Raw genomic sequence first — 15,398 nt, 5'->3', positions numbered from 1 at the left:
CCTTTTTTTATGCTGAGATCTTAACTGCGAGTTTTTGATTGATTGCCATATCTTGAGCTTTTGTCGGATCTCGTTCAATTAGATATTTTTGAATACTGCTTGCGAAGAAAAGCGCAATAGTTCCATTGAAATGCTTAGCACCCTTGGGTGTAAGTGACAAGCATTGGCTTCTATTTGTTCCGTGATCATTTCCTAATATTTCCAATCCGTTTATACTATTCGTATATTCCATTAATCCGTGTTCCAGCGCATAATTGACAGAATCTGTATAAGCATCCTCTAGTCTGATATGAAATTTATTGTAAAAACTTTCCAAATTGATTTCGCCAAAATAAAAACTTACAGCAATCATCTTCGACATCATATGCGCGAGTGGAAGATTGTAGAGGTCTTGAATCGGCAGTAAACCATCATCGATCTTTTTGAAGTATGGATTTAGATTTTTTCCCACGGAACCGCTATTGTAAGAAATGGTTGTATCAGTAAATGTTTGTGCGCCCAAACCCAGTCCTAGATAGGGGAATCCTTGAATTACCCTACGAGTAAGATAGCTACTAGTTCCTGTGTCATTGTTAATTATTGAATAGGTGTTTTTGCCAGGATTGGCATAATAACCATTAGCTGATAAAAAATTCTTAGCGAGATCAGCCATCTGTCGAATTTTACTTAGCTCAATTCTAGAAGCTTGATCGGAGATCCGAGTCAATTTATATCTCATACGATAAAGAGTTATATAATCAGGATCGAGTTGCATCGCTACCTTCAGAGTAGATTCCCAACTCTCAAGAGTCTGATCCGCAAATCCATACATAAGATCAATATTGAATTTATTGAAATTTACTTTGCGAATATTCTCTGTTGCTTTGAAGATATGGTCTAGTCCATTTGCAGATCTGCCGAGTATTTTTAATAGATCTGGCTGAGTGACTTGAATACCCATACTAATTCTTTTGATTCCTGAGCTACGGTAATCCTTTAATTTTGCTATATCATCACTTGCGATTTTTGGCGTGGTCTCAATACTGATTTCTGTATCTTTATCTAAATCAAAAAAACGAGATACATCATCAATATGATTTGCTAGCAATTTGGAATCGACAAAGGAAGGAGTTCCTCCTCCAATATCAAATCCAAGAATTCGCTTTCGTCCTAAAATATTGCTATAATTCTCCAATTCCTTTCGGAGATAGTCCATGTATTTCTTAGTTTCGCTCAGTTCATCCTTTCCAACAACTGTGTATTCACAGAAGTAACAACGCTTTTCACAAAATGGTATATGAGTATATAATGAAATATCCGTTAGGTTCTCGAAAGATTTCACTACGGTCTGTAAATGTTGTTCGAGACGGACACGATAGGGCTTCCATGTTATTGCATGTGCAATTGGATAAGCAGTATTGGAAATATGATGGTTGAGTTCGCCTGCTTCAAAAACTTCTTGCGGATCATATTTTACTTGGTCAGAAGAATCTGGCTCTACCCAAGTCATCTGCCAGATTTCTCCAAAGCAGAAAAAAGTGTGAATCCACCGGCAACATTTTTAACTTTTAGACCATACGAGTCTAAGATTCTAAGTGCAAGATGACCTCTTCTTCCTGAATTACTGATGATAGCAATCTCAGTTGCTTTGGATTGGTTGTATGCTTCAATCAAAGTCTGAATATTGGAACGTAGATCTTCCAATTTAAGATAGAAATCCGCAATTTTATTTTGAGATTCTTGGACGCCAACATCAACAATAAAATAATTATTTCTGCTGTTAATAATTTTTTGCGGTTCGATCCAATCAGTTAGTTTGAGTTCACCAAACATTGCAACTGTGGAAACCACATTCAATGCATCTCTAGATGTTCCGAATGCAGGTGAATAGGAGAAATCCACTTGAGATAGCTCTTCCAAATTCATACCTGCTTGAATCGCAACAGCACAAGAATCCAGCCTAGATTTAATATCTCTGCCGATCGCTTCTAGTCCTAATATTTTGCAACTTCCTTTCTTATAGAAAATCTCAAGAAAAATTGGAGATGCATTGGGCATATAAGATTCAATATTATTGGCTTGAATGAAAACTTTGTCCCATTTTCCCTTTTTATATTTATTGCGAATATCATCTTCGGATAATCCAACTCGTCCAACTTCTGTGTTGGGGAGACGAACTATCATAGAACCTGTGAATTTGCCTATTTCTAAACCGAGACCAACAGCATTGGCTCCTGCCACCTGAGCTGTTTTATCAGCGATTGCAGCTTGTGGAATCCATCCAGATGAACTAAATGATTCTGGAAGGCTCACGCAAATACTGCACGCATAAATATTCTTATCTGTTGTTCGACAATTTTTATCAATTGGGATCGATCCGTCCGGATTCAATTTCAATCCTGACTCAGCGAGTAGCTCTGTTCTTGGACGAACTCCAATTGCACAGACAAGGAAATCAGTTTCGATTTCTTTTCCATCAACAATCACAGCTACCAATTTGCGATTCTGCGTTTTGAATTCAATTTCTCGATAGCCGCAGATGAGATCCACTTGTGACTTAAGTGAGTGTTCAGCGAGGCTTGCAATATTTTTACTAAAATGAGGAAGAATATGTTCGTTCTTTTCTATCAATGTTACCTTACCTCCGCCACGAACGAGTCCATCCGTTGCTTCAAGTCCCATTGAACCACCACCAAGAACGATAAATCGATTTGCTCCATTGATTAAATTTTTCTGAATCGCATCAAGGTCATCGAGAGTTCGAAAATAACGAAAGTTTTCTATATCAGGAAGGTTTGCGGGTTTTAGGGAGCCAGCACCCGTTGCAAAAATTAAGCGATCATATTCGAGGGTTTTTTCTGTTTCGGAATTGCGAATCAGAAGTGTTTTGGATTTTCGATTCAGCGAAATTACTTCTGTCTTAGTTAGAACATCAATATTATAGACCGATTTGAAGAAGTCTTCTCTTTCGCGATTGAGATCCTCTAAGCTCTTTACATCTTCACTTAAATAAAAGGATAAACCGGCAAGTGCGTAGCTTACTCGAGTATTTCGTTCAAGCAGGATAATTTCTGCATTTTCGTCAATCTCTCTTGCTCTTGAAGCCGCTACTGGACCCGCCAAAGCGCCACCGACTATGATGATTCTATTTTTTTTCATAATGATTCTTTACTCTGTGATGCAAAACAGTTTAAGAATAAGCAAATTTTATCAATCAATAAATTGTATTTTCTTATACTATTCTGAGTAATGAAATCTTTCTTCAACATGATAGAAAAAGAAATTATGAATGATAAATTGAGTAAAATTCTAAGACATTGAGGGAAAAATCTCAGCAATTGATTCATCGCCCGGTGCATTTTGCAATTTATGCACTCGAAATAAATCTTAGTCAGGGAGAAAAAGTTGATTTAGAAAGCTAGAATAAGCCATCTTGCGGGAAAAAAAGCTGCTCCCCCTGCTGGGCTCGAACCAGCGACCCAATGATTAACAGTCATTTGCTCTACCAACTGAGCTAAAGGGGATTGTCAGCAATTGCCAGAGTCTTGGACGGGCTAAAAATGACAAGGCAAAATCTATTAGATTGGGTTGATTTTTTCTAAAGGAAATTGTAATTTTGTGCGTAGAGCCAAGATTTTTTTGGTGAAACTAATTAGGTTTAGATCATAGTGACATAATTCCATCTATCTTGAAATCGGAGCTTTTCTCGCCCATGAAACTTGAACGTCACTTTACAAAAAATCATACTGAAACATACCCAGGCATCAACTGGACAAAAAGAAATTCCAAAATTGCTAATCCAGATGGTTCCGTTGTCTTCGAAGCGAAAGATGTTGCTGTTCCCGACTCTTGGTCGCAAGTCGCAACAGATATTTTAGCACAGAAATACTTCCGAAGAAAAGGAATCCCAAAATATTTGAAGAAAGTAGCTGAAGAAGGAATTCCAGAATGGCTACAGAGATCCGTTCCAGATGAAGAGAAGCTGAATTCTCTGGCTCCAGAAGATCGATTCACGGGAGAAGGAGATTCAAGACAAGTTTTTCATAGGTTGGCTGGTTGCTGGACTTATTGGGGCAAAAAACACGGCTACTTTTCCGATGATGAAAGTGCCAGATGCTTCTATGAAGAGGTTATCTTCATGCTCGCAAACCAAATGGCAGCTCCCAATTCACCTCAATGGTTTAATACGGGATTGCATTGGGCGTATGGAATCGACGGCAAATCACAAGGACATTTTTATGTAGATCCTAAATCAGGAAAATTGACTAAATCTGCATCTTCCTATGAGCATCCTCAGCCACACGCTTGTTTTATCCAAAGTGTGGATGATGATCTTGTAAACGAAGGCGGAATCATGGATCTTTGGGTTCGTGAAGCGCGATTATTTAAATATGGATCAGGAACAGGAACCAATTTTTCCAATTTGCGAGGTGTAGATGAACCTCTGTCTGGCGGTGGCAAAAGCTCCGGACTTATGAGTTTTCTGAAAATTGGAGATCGGGCAGCTGGCGCAATCAAGTCTGGTGGAACTACAAGACGTGCAGCAAAGATGGTCTGTTTGGATTTAGATCATCCTGATATTGAAGAATTTATCAATTGGAAAGTGGAAGAAGAGAAAAAAGTTGCATCTCTCGTAACTGGATCAGTAATCAATAACCGCTTACTCAATGATATCATGCAGGCTTGCTATATTTCAGATGAAGGAAAGCCTCTAACAGAAGACAGCCGATTTGTTCCTTTGGAAAACCCTAGACTCAAAAAAGCTATCAAAATTGCAAAAAAATCTTTCGTGCCTGACAACTACATCAAAAGAGTTATCGATCTAGCGAAACAAGGGTTCAAAGAAATCTTATTCGATGAATTGACAACCGATTGGCAGTCCGATGCATACAATACAGTATCTGGACAGAATAGCAATAATTCCGTTCGAATTCCTAATTCCTTTATGGATGCGGTCGATAAGGACGAAAATTGGCATCTATACAATCGAACAGAATTAGAAAAATCTGCAAAAGAGAATCGAGAGTCAAAACCGACCAGAACTCTTCGAGCAAGAGACCTTTGGGAGAAAATTGCTTATTCTGCTTGGGCTTCTGCAGATCCAGGAACTCAGTATCACTCTACAATCAATGAATGGCATACATGTCCAGAAGATGGAGAGATCAAAGCATCCAATCCTTGCTCCGAATATATGTTCTTGGATAATACGGCATGTAACTTAGCTTCTGCGAATCTTCAAAAATTCATAAATCATGAAGATGGAACTTTCCAAGTTGAAGATTTCCGCTACCTCTGCAAAATCTGGACAATCATTCTTGAAATTTCTGTTACTATGGCGCAATTTCCTTCCAAAGAAATAGCTGAACTTTCTTATAAGTTTAGAACTTTAGGATTGGGTTATGCGAATCTTGGTTCTCTTCTTATGGTAATGGGAATTCCTTATGATTCCAAGGAATCGATGGCTATCACAGGTGCGATCACGTCCATCATGCATATGACAGCCTATGCGACTTCAGCGGAAATGGCAAAAGAATTGGGAGCTTTTGACGGATACAAAAAGAATAAAAGCCATATGCTTCGCGTTATGCGCAATCATAGAAGAGCCGCATACAATGCTCCTCGCGAGGAATACGAAAAACTTACTATTACACCAATCGGAATTGATCCAGCCTATTGCCCATCTTATTTACTCAATGCTGCAAGACAGGATTCAGACCTTGCAGTTAAGTTAGGTGAAGAACACGGTTATCGGAACGCACAAGTTACAGTTATCGCACCGACTGGCACGATTGGATTGGTTATGGATTGTGATACTACTGGAATTGAACCTGACTTTGCTTTAGTTAAATTCAAAAAACTGGCTGGTGGTGGTTATTTCAAAATTATCAATCAATCCGTTCCATATGGATTGAAGAAGTTAGGATATTCAGCGAGTGAGATTGAAGCAATCGTTAATTATTGCAAAGGACATGCAACTTTTAGAGGTGCACCGGGAATCAACACTCAGAATTTGAAAGCCAAAGGGTTTACTGATGAGATCCTTGATAAATTGGAAAAGGATTTACCTTTTGTTTTTGATATTCAATTTGCGTTCAATAAATTTACACTTGGTGAAGATTTCTTAAAAGTAAATCTTGGAATCGGTCCAGAGGTCTACAACGAACCAAATTTCAATCTCCTAAATAAATTAGGCTTTACTGAAGAAGAAATTACTCAAGCTAACGATTATGTTTGTGGAACTATGACAGTTGAGAATGCACCTTTCTTGAAGGAAAAGGATTTAGCTGTTTTTGATTGTGCAAACAAATGTGGAAAATATGGTAAGAGATTCTTATCTTATGGGTCGCATATTCGTGTTATGGCGGCAGCCCAACCTTTTATTAGTGGTGCGATTTCGAAAACTATCAATCTCCCAGAAGATGCGACAGTGGCTGATATAAAAGACGCTTACTACCAATCTTGGAAGATGATGGTAAAGGCTAATGCATTGTATCGAGACGGATCGAAACTTTCCCAACCACTAAACTCAGTATTTCAATTATTGAGTTTTGCAGATGAGGAAGATGAGCTTCCAATGAACACAGCATCGGCTGCCACGAATACCAAAGAAGTAGCAGAAAGAATTGTCTATAAATATGTATCTCAGAGACGTCGACTTCCTAATCGAAGAGCAGGATATACTCAAAAAGCTATGGTCGGTGGACATAAGGTCTATCTGCGAACTGGTGAATATGAAGACGGACAGATTGGAGAAATCTTCATTGATATGCATAAAGAAGGTGCTGCATTTAGAAGTTTGATGAATGCATTTGCTATTTCTGTGTCTTTGGGATTACAGCATGGAGTTCCGTTAGAAGAATTTGTTGAAGCTTTCACATTTTTCAAATTCGAACCAAATGGAATGGTTTCTGGGAATCCGCATATAAAAATGAGTACTTCGGTAATAGATTATCTATTCAGAGAACTTGCCGTGACTTATTTGGGACGATATGATTTAGCTCAAGTGAGTCCTGAAGATTTACGTGCAGATGAAGTGGGAAGAAAATCTTCGCAAGTTCTGCCAGATGATCCATCTCGTGATGAATTGCCAAAGCAAGCTGTTGTTTCAGAGAAAACTAAAAGCTCAACTGAGTCATCGGCTGCCGTTATGCAAGAAGTAAAAACACTTTCAATTTCTGGTGCTCTTGATAAAGAATACAAAGATTCACCATTAGCCTCCGTTAACTCGGCTGTAGCATTGGCAGAAACAAAATTGAAGACGACAAAAGACACCATGAGAATCATACAAGAAGCAAGAACCAAAGGATATACTGGTGATTCTTGTGTAGAATGTGGATCTTTCGAAATGGTAAGGAATGGTTCTTGTCTTAAATGTCAATCTTGTGGATCTACAACTGGATGCAGCTAAGTCTGGACTAAAATAAAACTCTCAATACAATTCGTAGCCTAACTTAGATGTTATGCTACGAATTGATTCAGTCAAAAAAATATAAACAATCATTTATAGCATATTTTTATTCTTTTATCAATCCTTATATCAAGATCTTTCTTAAGCGTGCAATTGTTGGCAAAAGAATTAGACATTTGAGATGAAAGTGGGAAAGTTTTCATTCCATATTAAGCGGTAAGATTGGTCTTATTGATCCCCTTCCTCAGTAGAGCTCGCATCTTTTACAATCGGATCATTTGTTGCGTTTGGTTGGCTTCCATCGCCAGGCAGTGGCGGTGTTCCGAATCCCGTTGCACCAGTTAATGCTGGTATGTCGAATTGGGGTGCGGAAATTGTTCCTTTTATCGGCAAGCAACCTCGCCCATTCTCTTGTGGTAAAATAGCAAGCATGCCTGCTAAATCTGGTCTTTCATTCGCAAATTTTTCTTGAGCTGTTGCACAAATTTTAAGATCGATATTGCTGTATGAAAATGAATCCGCCAAGCGGATGACGCCTGTTAAATTAATCTTAAACCAAGATGTATCAAAATTTCCTTTTTCGACGAGTATTTTACCAGATCGGAATTTTAGAAGAAAATTGCCTTTTAAAATTAAAATGTCTTTTGCATCCGACCCTACCATTGGAATCTCTGGAAGACTAATGATTTTGCCTCCATGAATATTGATATTGAGATCGCCTATTGTTTTGCTGATCCTTTCATCAAACCCAGACAATCGACCATTTACATCCAACGACTTAATCAGAATAGAAGTCTCTCCCGATTCAACCCTGAATGAACTTAAGTGGATATCACCATCAAATCTACTTTGTAAAATTTCCAAAATTTTAAGATCGATGATTACTTCCTCGGATTTAATAACAGTATCGCTGGAAGGTTGAATTGCTAACGAATCAATTCTTTTTTCTCCAAGTAAGGGAAAGTGAATATCTTTGAATTCAACGATGACATTACTTTTTTTTGTAAATTCTAATATTACAGATTTAATAACTTCATCAAGAGGGAATAAAAATAATGAAAAAACTAGAAAAGTAAAAAAACCAATCCCAATTAGACCAAGGATTGTATTTCTTGTAAGAGGCTTCTCCTCTTCTTCTAAAAGTTCATCATCTTCATCTGAGTCAGTTAAACCACGAAGCTCTTCTTCATCAACATATTCATCTTCTGCGATTTCTTCCAGATTCATGATTCCCCCTTGCCCAATTTTTTAAATGAAGAAATCTTCATATTGATGTCATAAACTTCTTTGTCTTGGAATGGTTTACGAAAATCTAAATAGTCCACTTTTGCATTGATTTGTTTATTTTTTTCGATGTCGTAAACTAGCTTAATAATATCATTTAATATTACAGATCGAAAACTTACATCGATTGTAATTTGTGAATACTCTTTTCGAATGGTATTGCTTGAATCTTTCATGGTAGATACTTTTTCTTTTAAATTGTATCTTATCAGAATCTGATCTAATTTGGAATACATTTGATTGACATCTTCGTCTTGACCACCAGTCTCGAGAGATTGGTAGTATTTGTAATCGTTTATGATGCGATCTAATTGAGTTGCTTGAGACATTGTTTCATTGACGGTCTCCGAAAGTTCTCGCCTAAGTTCAAATGCCTTGTTGAAGACCAGGAATAAACTCATAACTACAATAAGCAGAATTCCCGCGAAAACAAAGACTCTTTCTCTTTCATTTAATTGATTAAACATTTTACTCTGAGTCTGGGCTCACTATCTCCATTTTCAATTTAAAAGAAACTTTGAATTTTGTAACTCCAGATATCAATCTTTTGTTCATGACTTTCACATTTTTGAATTTGGAAGATTTAGCGAGTCCAGATTCGATGACTCCGATATCTGGGTATTCATTTACTTTTCCTTGAATGCTAACTTCTGAACCTTCAAATGTAAAATTCTCCAAAATGAATGGGAGTGATTCCTTGTCTGGAAAAAACTCCGAAGTCTCAGTGAGTATATCAAGCATACTCTCTTTATTTAAGAATAAGCGAAAAATTTCCGTTTTTTTCTGCTCAGCTTTTAGTTTAGATATTGCTGATTGAATAACCAATTCCGGATCCGAAGGTTCTTCTCCAAAGCCAGATCTATATTTTTCAACTAGGATTTGACGATTCTGGCTGATTTTTCTTTTATCAATGATGATTCCGAAAACAAAAACAGCAGCAAGTAGAAAAACTGATATTCCAGCGAGAATCAAGTGTGGTAAAAAATTTCCTATTTTGAAACTATTCTTATTGAGTCTCTTTGCAAAATCGGTAGTTAAGAAATCAATCTGATCGGATGATTTTTGTTGATAGTGATTCCCAGTTGCCAGTGCTTGAATATAAGAAGGATCCTGAATATCAAGAAAATCATATTCTTTGATTGGGATTTCCAAATGTGAACTTATAAATCTTCCTAGACCAGCTAATTTCGATCCACCGCCAGAGATGTAGATTGTCTGCGGTCTTTCAGTATCAATTAAAGAGAATATTGATTTTTCGATTTCGGAAACTATTTTTTTACCAAATATTTCCGTTTTTGAGCGTATTGATTTCCAAATAGAATTAGTAATTTTATATTTCTTTTTATAGTATTCTAGACTTTCAGGAAATTCATCGCTTCCTTCGAATAGAAATGGAGACAATAGAATTTTAAAATCTTCGGCATCCTCATCATCGATAGATAATTCTTCAGCTAACATTTCTGTAAGATTCTGTGAACCCAAATGGATGCTTCTTGTATGATACAATTTTCCATTATGAACTGCATTGAAGACAGAAAGTTGAGATCCGATATCGATCTGGCCGAGATAGCTTTGATCAAGAGTATTTTTATCAAGTTTGTGGAATAGTGATGATAGGGCCAAAGAATCAACCGAGAGACATGCGACTCTTGCGTCACCCCGATTGAATGGACTCATTACTCGACTGAGTTCTTCATGTTTAACATTAAAAGTTACAACAAAAGAATTCTCCGAATCCATTCTTGCGAGAACTCCCAGAACCTCCATGGTCTCAGAAGGAAATGGCAATTTATTTTCTACTTCGAAAGGAATCACTTCGCGAACAGCTTTTTCTGTGGTAAGTGGGATTACAAGATCTCTGATGAACAACCGATCAAGAGATAAATTGGTAAGGAATTTTGATTCTTCGGGAAAAAAACTTTGAATGAATCTTATGATATTGTATTCATATTCATCTCCTTCTTCATCTGCCAGATGAACGATAGGGAGAGTTTCAAGTCGAATTGCTGTTGTTGTTCCTAATACATTTTTGAATAAAATTCCTTTGATAAATTTGGAACCGTAATCAATTGCTAAATACTGATCGTATATCATTTCAATCTTCCGTATAATATAACATTGTATCATTCGGTAAATCGAATATACCAGTTACACGTCTAACCACTTTATCTTTTATAATTCCAACACCGATCACTTTGTATATTTCACCTTTTGTCTTGATTCGTCCACCAGATACATCAGTCCCCTCGCCAGCGAGTTCCTTGTAGAGAGTTAAATTCCCAGCAGATTTAGCCTGAAATTCTGGTTCATTTTCTAGATCTTTCAATTCTTTGATATACCCATTCTTTTTTAATTTCAATTTTAAAATCTTCATGACAGCAGCTTTGGTCATAAAATCTGACATAGACATCAAAACATGATAAGGAGCTGCATTGATATTTATTCTGTCATCGTATGTATCCCCAAAAGGTAAATAAGCAGTTATATTATTCGAGAGAACAAAGTCCTTATCACTGATTAAAGCCTTCTCTTCATCCGTTTTAAAACTATCGGAATTATTCTTGTCATAGTCTTCCATTTTTAAAGTCTCATAGACCATTTTTCTATCATAACCCTTGACACTTAGTAATTCTGACATGGAATAAAATGGGGCATTCTTAATCTTTCTAGGTGGTTTGAGTCTTGAGTAATAATAGTATTCTGCGCCACCGCCCATTTCTTGGGTGTTTGTATCAATCCAATCAATCACGGGATAGATCAACTCTCTTTTTATTCCAAACTGAGTATACAGCCGAGTTACAATTTCAATCATACGCTGATTGGGTTGATCATCGTAGAGTTTCACTAAACCATTCATATTGATTTTTCCATCTTCTGGAATCATCGAATAGTAAATTACTCCTCCTCCAAGTGGAATTGGTGGCGGATCAAACGCAATCCCAGATTGATACAACACTTCTTCTGGAATTTTCTTGAGTGCTCCAATTCCCCCCAAAAAACCAGCCTTGGCTAGAGAATTTGCCTTGAACCCATCTGCTTCTTGAATGCTGATTCGATACTCGACCAAAGAATCTTCTGAGAATTTAGTAGCTGTAAAAAAAGCCGCAGTTCCAACGGCCACCACAAGAAGGATAACCATGGAACCTTTTCGTCTTTTTCTATTTAAAGAGAATCCCTGGATGCGCAAGACTTTCATATTTTAAAAATTGGTTTCCTACTAAGGCAATGATTTCAATTCGTATCAATCTGGGAATTTTTTTATTGGTTTTGGAATTCCACTCATCCAACCATTTATCTCCTCTTTCTGAATATTTCATTTGAAAACTTTTCACATTTTCAAGTAAAACATGCTCTACCCCTCCAGTAAGAGGAACATTATCAACCATATCATCTTCTCTTCGAATCAATTGAAAAAGCCCCGCTTTTGATTCCATTTTTTTTAGATAAAACGATACTTCTCTCACGGAAGGTGTATCCGTTTCTTCTGCATTGGGATGAGCTGAGGCAAATACGATTCTATCATTTCGCTCGCCTGGACCACCGTCATTCTTGCCTATAAAAACAAGCCTCTTCTGGCTTTCAAAAAAATAGGTTCTAGACAAAGTACTTCGAATATTCTCAATGGATTGCATTAGGAGAGGTCGAGTTGTGCCATCTGGTGGATCTGCCTCTCTAGAAATTTTTAACGCCATAAAGAATGTTGTGAAAATCCCAGTAAACAAAACTGACATCAACATAACCACAATGGAAATCTCAATCAATGTCATACCGACGCGCAATTTATTTCTTTTACTTTGATGTCGGTAAAATGATTTTAAATAATTTATTCTAGTTAATTTCATTTGCTTATCAGTATTTTGTTGCTCGAAATGTTTCGACGGAATATACAGTTCCATCTTTTCCGAGTGGATAAGTAATAGAAACTTTAACTCGGAAAACCTTTATCAATCCACCCGTTTCGGAACCTTTTGCCTGCCCTCTATTCTTAAGAATATCATTGAGTCCTGCATCCTTATCACCTAGCAGATCTTTGGGTGCTTTTTCTTTTAATTTATCTGATTTATCACCGGAAGCTAATTTTAAAAGATCGAGTTCTTCTTCTTTGATTTCTGTTTCGAATTTATAACCCGGATATCCTGGAATATCTCCTTTGGTTACATCGGACTGCATATTGGTTGATGAATCTACTTGTGCCATTTTTATTTTGGCAAGATGGACTGCATTAGCGAGAAGTATAGATTCTTTTCGCATAGCGATACCTTTTGCAATCAAGCCATAAGTATAAGCCATTATAAAAGCACCAAGACCAAGAGCTAAGGCTACTTCGATAAGAGTGAATCCATTTCGAAATTTTGAATTTCTAATTCTCATTTTAATATCGATTCATATCCCGAGAATCAGAGTCGTCTCGATCATCCACACCATAATCAACTTTCTGTAAGTTTGGATTAACGATTCTAAGTTTTTCTCCGTTCAAAGTATTTACTTTACCACCGTACCGATATACCTGAATTGATTTTTTTATCGTGTTCTCTTCGCCCATAAGCAAAGTATAATCAACTCCTGTTCCATCGTGGCTATAAGGAATTCGAATGATTCCACTAGTTGTAATTTTACCAGAAAAATCAACAATGGAGATTATTTTATTATTGAATGGTAATTTTTTAGGTTTAGTAACTTGTTCTTCTCTAAGACCTTCATCATCGCGTTCAATTCGAATCAATTTATAAACTTGATTGTCCAAGTCTATTTCGAATATTACAGTTTTATGATTGAGTAAGGCATGGTTGTAGGCAAATTTAATTGACCCTTCAATTGCTTGAGAAACATCTTTAGACGATGGAATGATGAAATTTTTGAGACTAACGGCTGTAACGGTAAATAGAAAGCCGATCAGGGCAATGACCACAATCAACTCAATTGTAGTCATTCCATGACGTAGCTTTAGTCTTTTGGTCTGTAACAAAACTCTGTCCTATTTACGACAGACTACCTTCTTTTGAAAGCGGATGGGTATTCATCTTCATTTAAGATATTGAAGTCAGCATTTTTACCGTCTCCACCATCTTTTTTGTCTTTACCAAGTGAGTAAATTGCCAATTCTCCATATTCGTCAACACGCAAAATATATGGTGTTCCCCATGGATCTTCTACACCGGATTTCTTCTTTATGATAGGATTATAGTCTTCGGGGATATTGTCACCGACCGTTGGCTTCTCAACCAATGCAATTAATCCTTGTTCAGGTGATGGATAGGTTCCATATCTTTGTGCATATCTTTCAAGATGCATCTGAAGTTCCTGAGCGTCTTTCTTCAATTGCAAAGCTGCAGTATCATCTTTTAATTCACCAGGGTTGATGTTCACCGCGACAATAGCTATTAGCGCTCCCAAAATCATGACCACGACTGCAATTTCAATCAATGTCAATCCTCTACGGAAGCTGCGTCCTGCAATTTTGAATTTAGATTTGTTTGTTTTCATATATCCTCCAAGATTAAAAATTCTGTTGAATGCTTTTCGTGAGCGTATACATAGGCGTCATAATAGCCGCCATAATTGTAAAAATCAATCCACCCATGACGATAATCATAATTGGTTCCAAACTTTGTGTCATTGATTTTATTGTATTTTCAACTTCACCTTCATAGATTTCGGACAATTTGTCCATCATTTGTGGAACTTTATCAGAAACTTCTCCCGCCGCAACCATACCTATTACCATCTGTGGGAGAATTTGTGAATTTTGAAAAGCGTCACTGAGTTTTCCACCTTCTTTTACTTTCTCTATGGCTTCATTGATTTCCGTAAGAAAGGTATGATGGTTTACAATTCTCGAAACAATTTGCAATGAAGTGATCAAAGGAACACGATTCTGTAGTAATACAGACAAACTCCTTGAAAAGTTTGAAATCATTACCTTTCTTATTAGACCACCTATAATGGGAACTTTCAGTAGAAAAGCATCCCATTTCTTTCTTCCTTCTATGGAATTCTTGAACCGAATGAATACATACATTCCAACAACAAACCCTAAAATGAGTGCCCACCAATAGTTTGTAAGCAAATTAGATAAACCTATTACAATTCGAGTGATCAAGGGAAGTTCCGCATCAAATTGTGCAAACAATTCCTGAATCTGAGGAATTACAACTGTCAAAAGAAAAATCGCAACCAGAACAGATAAACTTCCCATGATAAATGGATATACCATAGCAACTTGTACTTTTGATTTTAACTCATTGGATTTTTCTTCAAGCTCCGCCAATCGATTGAGAGTCGGTTCGTAATCACCTGTCTGCTCTCCAACTGATATCAATGAAGGGTATTGTTCTGGAAAAATGTCTGGATGCTTCTTCATCGAATCAGAAAGGGACATTCCTTCTGTGATGTCCGCTCTCATTTGAATTACGACTTTTCTTAAATAAACGTTCTCAGTCTGATCCGTTATACTTGATAAAGATTTATCAAGTGGTATTCCTGCCCCAAGTAGAGTTCCTAATTGTTTTGCAAATATACCTACATCTTTTCTTGGAATTCGATAAAGAAATTTGGATAGAATTGGGAATAATTCGCGCTCTTGCTTTTCTCTATCTTCTTGTATGTTTTTTACATACAAGCCCTTGGCTTTTAATTTGGATCTTGCACCTTGGATATTGTTTGCGTCAACTATACCCTTCTCTTCTTTGCCTTTTTTGTTAAAGGCAACATAGGTAAATAAAGCCAT

The 15,398-nt window shown here is 36.9% G+C and carries 12 protein-coding genes and 1 tRNA gene; 1 reads left to right on the top strand and 12 read right to left on the bottom strand.

Annotated elements, in window-relative coordinates:
• Positions 1 to 7: 7 nt before the first annotated feature.
• The 3 genes from O4O04_RS11505 to O4O04_RS11495 all read right to left on the bottom strand — a co-directional run bounded on the left by O4O04_RS11505 (position 8) and on the right by O4O04_RS11495 (position 3,503).
• Positions 8 to 1,489, bottom strand: coding sequence for a coproporphyrinogen-III oxidase family protein (locus O4O04_RS11505; protein WP_272531837.1), 1,482 nt, complete (start codon positions 1,487 to 1,489; stop codon positions 8 to 10).
• The gene (locus O4O04_RS11500) at positions 1,486 to 3,138 is read right to left on the bottom strand and encodes an FAD-dependent oxidoreductase (protein WP_272531836.1); all 1,653 of its coding nucleotides are present in this window, start codon (positions 3,136 to 3,138) and stop codon (positions 1,486 to 1,488) included. Before O4O04_RS11500 ends, O4O04_RS11505 begins: the two co-directional genes overlap by 4 nt.
• Before the next feature lie 292 nt (positions 3,139 to 3,430).
• Positions 3,431 to 3,503, bottom strand: a tRNA-Asn gene (locus O4O04_RS11495).
• Between the two features lie 188 nt (positions 3,504 to 3,691).
• On the opposite strand from O4O04_RS11495, the gene O4O04_RS11490 reads away from it, so the two are divergent.
• A complete protein-coding gene (locus O4O04_RS11490) occupies positions 3,692 to 7,387 on the top strand; it encodes a vitamin B12-dependent ribonucleotide reductase (RefSeq protein ID WP_272531835.1) in 3,696 nt (1,231 codons plus the stop codon).
• A 228-nt stretch (positions 7,388 to 7,615) separates the two neighbouring features.
• On the opposite strand, the gene gspN is transcribed toward O4O04_RS11490, so the two are convergent.
• From gspN to O4O04_RS11445, 9 genes are all read right to left on the bottom strand, one after another.
• Positions 7,616 to 8,614 carry a type II secretion system protein GspN gene (gspN, locus tag O4O04_RS11485; protein ID WP_272531834.1) on the bottom strand — a complete coding sequence of 333 codons (999 nt, stop codon included), beginning with the start codon at positions 8,612 to 8,614 and terminating at the stop codon, positions 7,616 to 7,618.
• A complete protein-coding gene (locus tag O4O04_RS11480) occupies positions 8,611 to 9,138 on the bottom strand; it encodes a hypothetical protein (RefSeq protein ID WP_272531833.1) in 528 nt (175 codons plus the stop codon). Before O4O04_RS11480 ends, gspN begins: the two co-directional genes overlap by 4 nt.
• 1 nt (position 9,139) lies before the next feature.
• The gene (locus O4O04_RS11475; protein ID WP_272531832.1) at positions 9,140 to 10,765 is read right to left on the bottom strand and encodes a cell division protein FtsA; all 1,626 of its coding nucleotides are present in this window, start codon (positions 10,763 to 10,765) and stop codon (positions 9,140 to 9,142) included.
• Between the two features lies 1 nt (position 10,766).
• Positions 10,767 to 11,867 (bottom strand): type II secretion system minor pseudopilin, encoded by a 1,101-nt coding sequence (locus tag O4O04_RS11470; protein ID WP_272531831.1) that lies wholly within the window; start codon positions 11,865 to 11,867, stop codon positions 10,767 to 10,769.
• The gene (locus O4O04_RS11465) at positions 11,830 to 12,438 is read right to left on the bottom strand and encodes a type II secretion system protein GspJ (protein ID WP_272536081.1); all 609 of its coding nucleotides are present in this window, start codon (positions 12,436 to 12,438) and stop codon (positions 11,830 to 11,832) included. The genes O4O04_RS11470 and O4O04_RS11465 overlap by 38 nt, the downstream gene beginning before the upstream one ends.
• Positions 12,439 to 12,520: 82 nt before the next feature.
• Positions 12,521 to 13,042, bottom strand: a complete 522-nt coding sequence (locus O4O04_RS11460) for a type IV pilus modification PilV family protein (protein WP_272531830.1) — start codon at positions 13,040 to 13,042, stop codon at positions 12,521 to 12,523.
• Between the two features lies 1 nt (position 13,043).
• Positions 13,044 to 13,637, bottom strand: a complete 594-nt coding sequence (locus O4O04_RS11455; protein ID WP_272531829.1) for a pilus assembly FimT family protein — start codon at positions 13,635 to 13,637, stop codon at positions 13,044 to 13,046.
• 23 nt (positions 13,638 to 13,660) lie between these two features.
• Complete coding sequence (locus O4O04_RS11450; RefSeq protein ID WP_272531828.1) at positions 13,661 to 14,155, bottom strand: type II secretion system protein GspG; 495 nt, start codon at positions 14,153 to 14,155, stop codon at positions 13,661 to 13,663.
• Between the two features lie 13 nt (positions 14,156 to 14,168).
• The gene (locus tag O4O04_RS11445) at positions 14,169 to 15,398 is read right to left on the bottom strand and encodes a type II secretion system F family protein (protein ID WP_272531827.1); all 1,230 of its coding nucleotides are present in this window, start codon (positions 15,396 to 15,398) and stop codon (positions 14,169 to 14,171) included.

The sequence above is a fragment of the Leptospira sp. GIMC2001 genome (assembly GCF_028462125.1).
In the GTDB taxonomy this organism is placed as follows: domain Bacteria; phylum Spirochaetota; class Leptospiria; order Leptospirales; family Leptospiraceae.
This window is presented reverse-complemented; position numbering and strand designations above follow the sequence as displayed.

Bases quoted from the DNA above. Each gene is read 5' to 3' on its own strand.
- O4O04_RS11500 (WP_272531836.1), bottom strand. From the start codon at position 3,138: ATGAAAAAAAATAGAATCATCATAGTCGGTGGCGCTTTGGCGGGTCCA.
- O4O04_RS11475 (WP_272531832.1), bottom strand. From the start codon at position 10,765: ATGATATACGATCAGTATTTAGCAATTGATTACGGTTCCAAATTTATC.
- O4O04_RS11490 (WP_272531835.1), top strand. From the start codon at position 3,692: ATGAAACTTGAACGTCACTTTACAAAAAATCATACTGAAACATACCCA.
- O4O04_RS11445 (WP_272531827.1), bottom strand. From the start codon at position 15,398: ATGGCTTTATTTACCTATGTTGCCTTTAACAAAAAAGGCAAAGAAGAG.
- O4O04_RS11505 (WP_272531837.1), bottom strand. From the start codon at position 1,489: ATGACTTGGGTAGAGCCAGATTCTTCTGACCAAGTAAAATATGATCCG.
- O4O04_RS11470 (WP_272531831.1), bottom strand. From the start codon at position 11,867: ATGAAAGTCTTGCGCATCCAGGGATTCTCTTTAAATAGAAAAAGACGA.
- gspN (WP_272531834.1), bottom strand. From the start codon at position 8,614: ATGAATCTGGAAGAAATCGCAGAAGATGAATATGTTGATGAAGAAGAG.
- O4O04_RS11465 (WP_272536081.1), bottom strand. From the start codon at position 12,438: ATGACATTGATTGAGATTTCCATTGTGGTTATGTTGATGTCAGTTTTG.
- O4O04_RS11460 (WP_272531830.1), bottom strand. From the start codon at position 13,042: ATGAGAATTAGAAATTCAAAATTTCGAAATGGATTCACTCTTATCGAA.
- O4O04_RS11450 (WP_272531828.1), bottom strand. From the start codon at position 14,155: ATGAAAACAAACAAATCTAAATTCAAAATTGCAGGACGCAGCTTCCGT.
- O4O04_RS11480 (WP_272531833.1), bottom strand. From the start codon at position 9,138: ATGTTTAATCAATTAAATGAAAGAGAAAGAGTCTTTGTTTTCGCGGGA.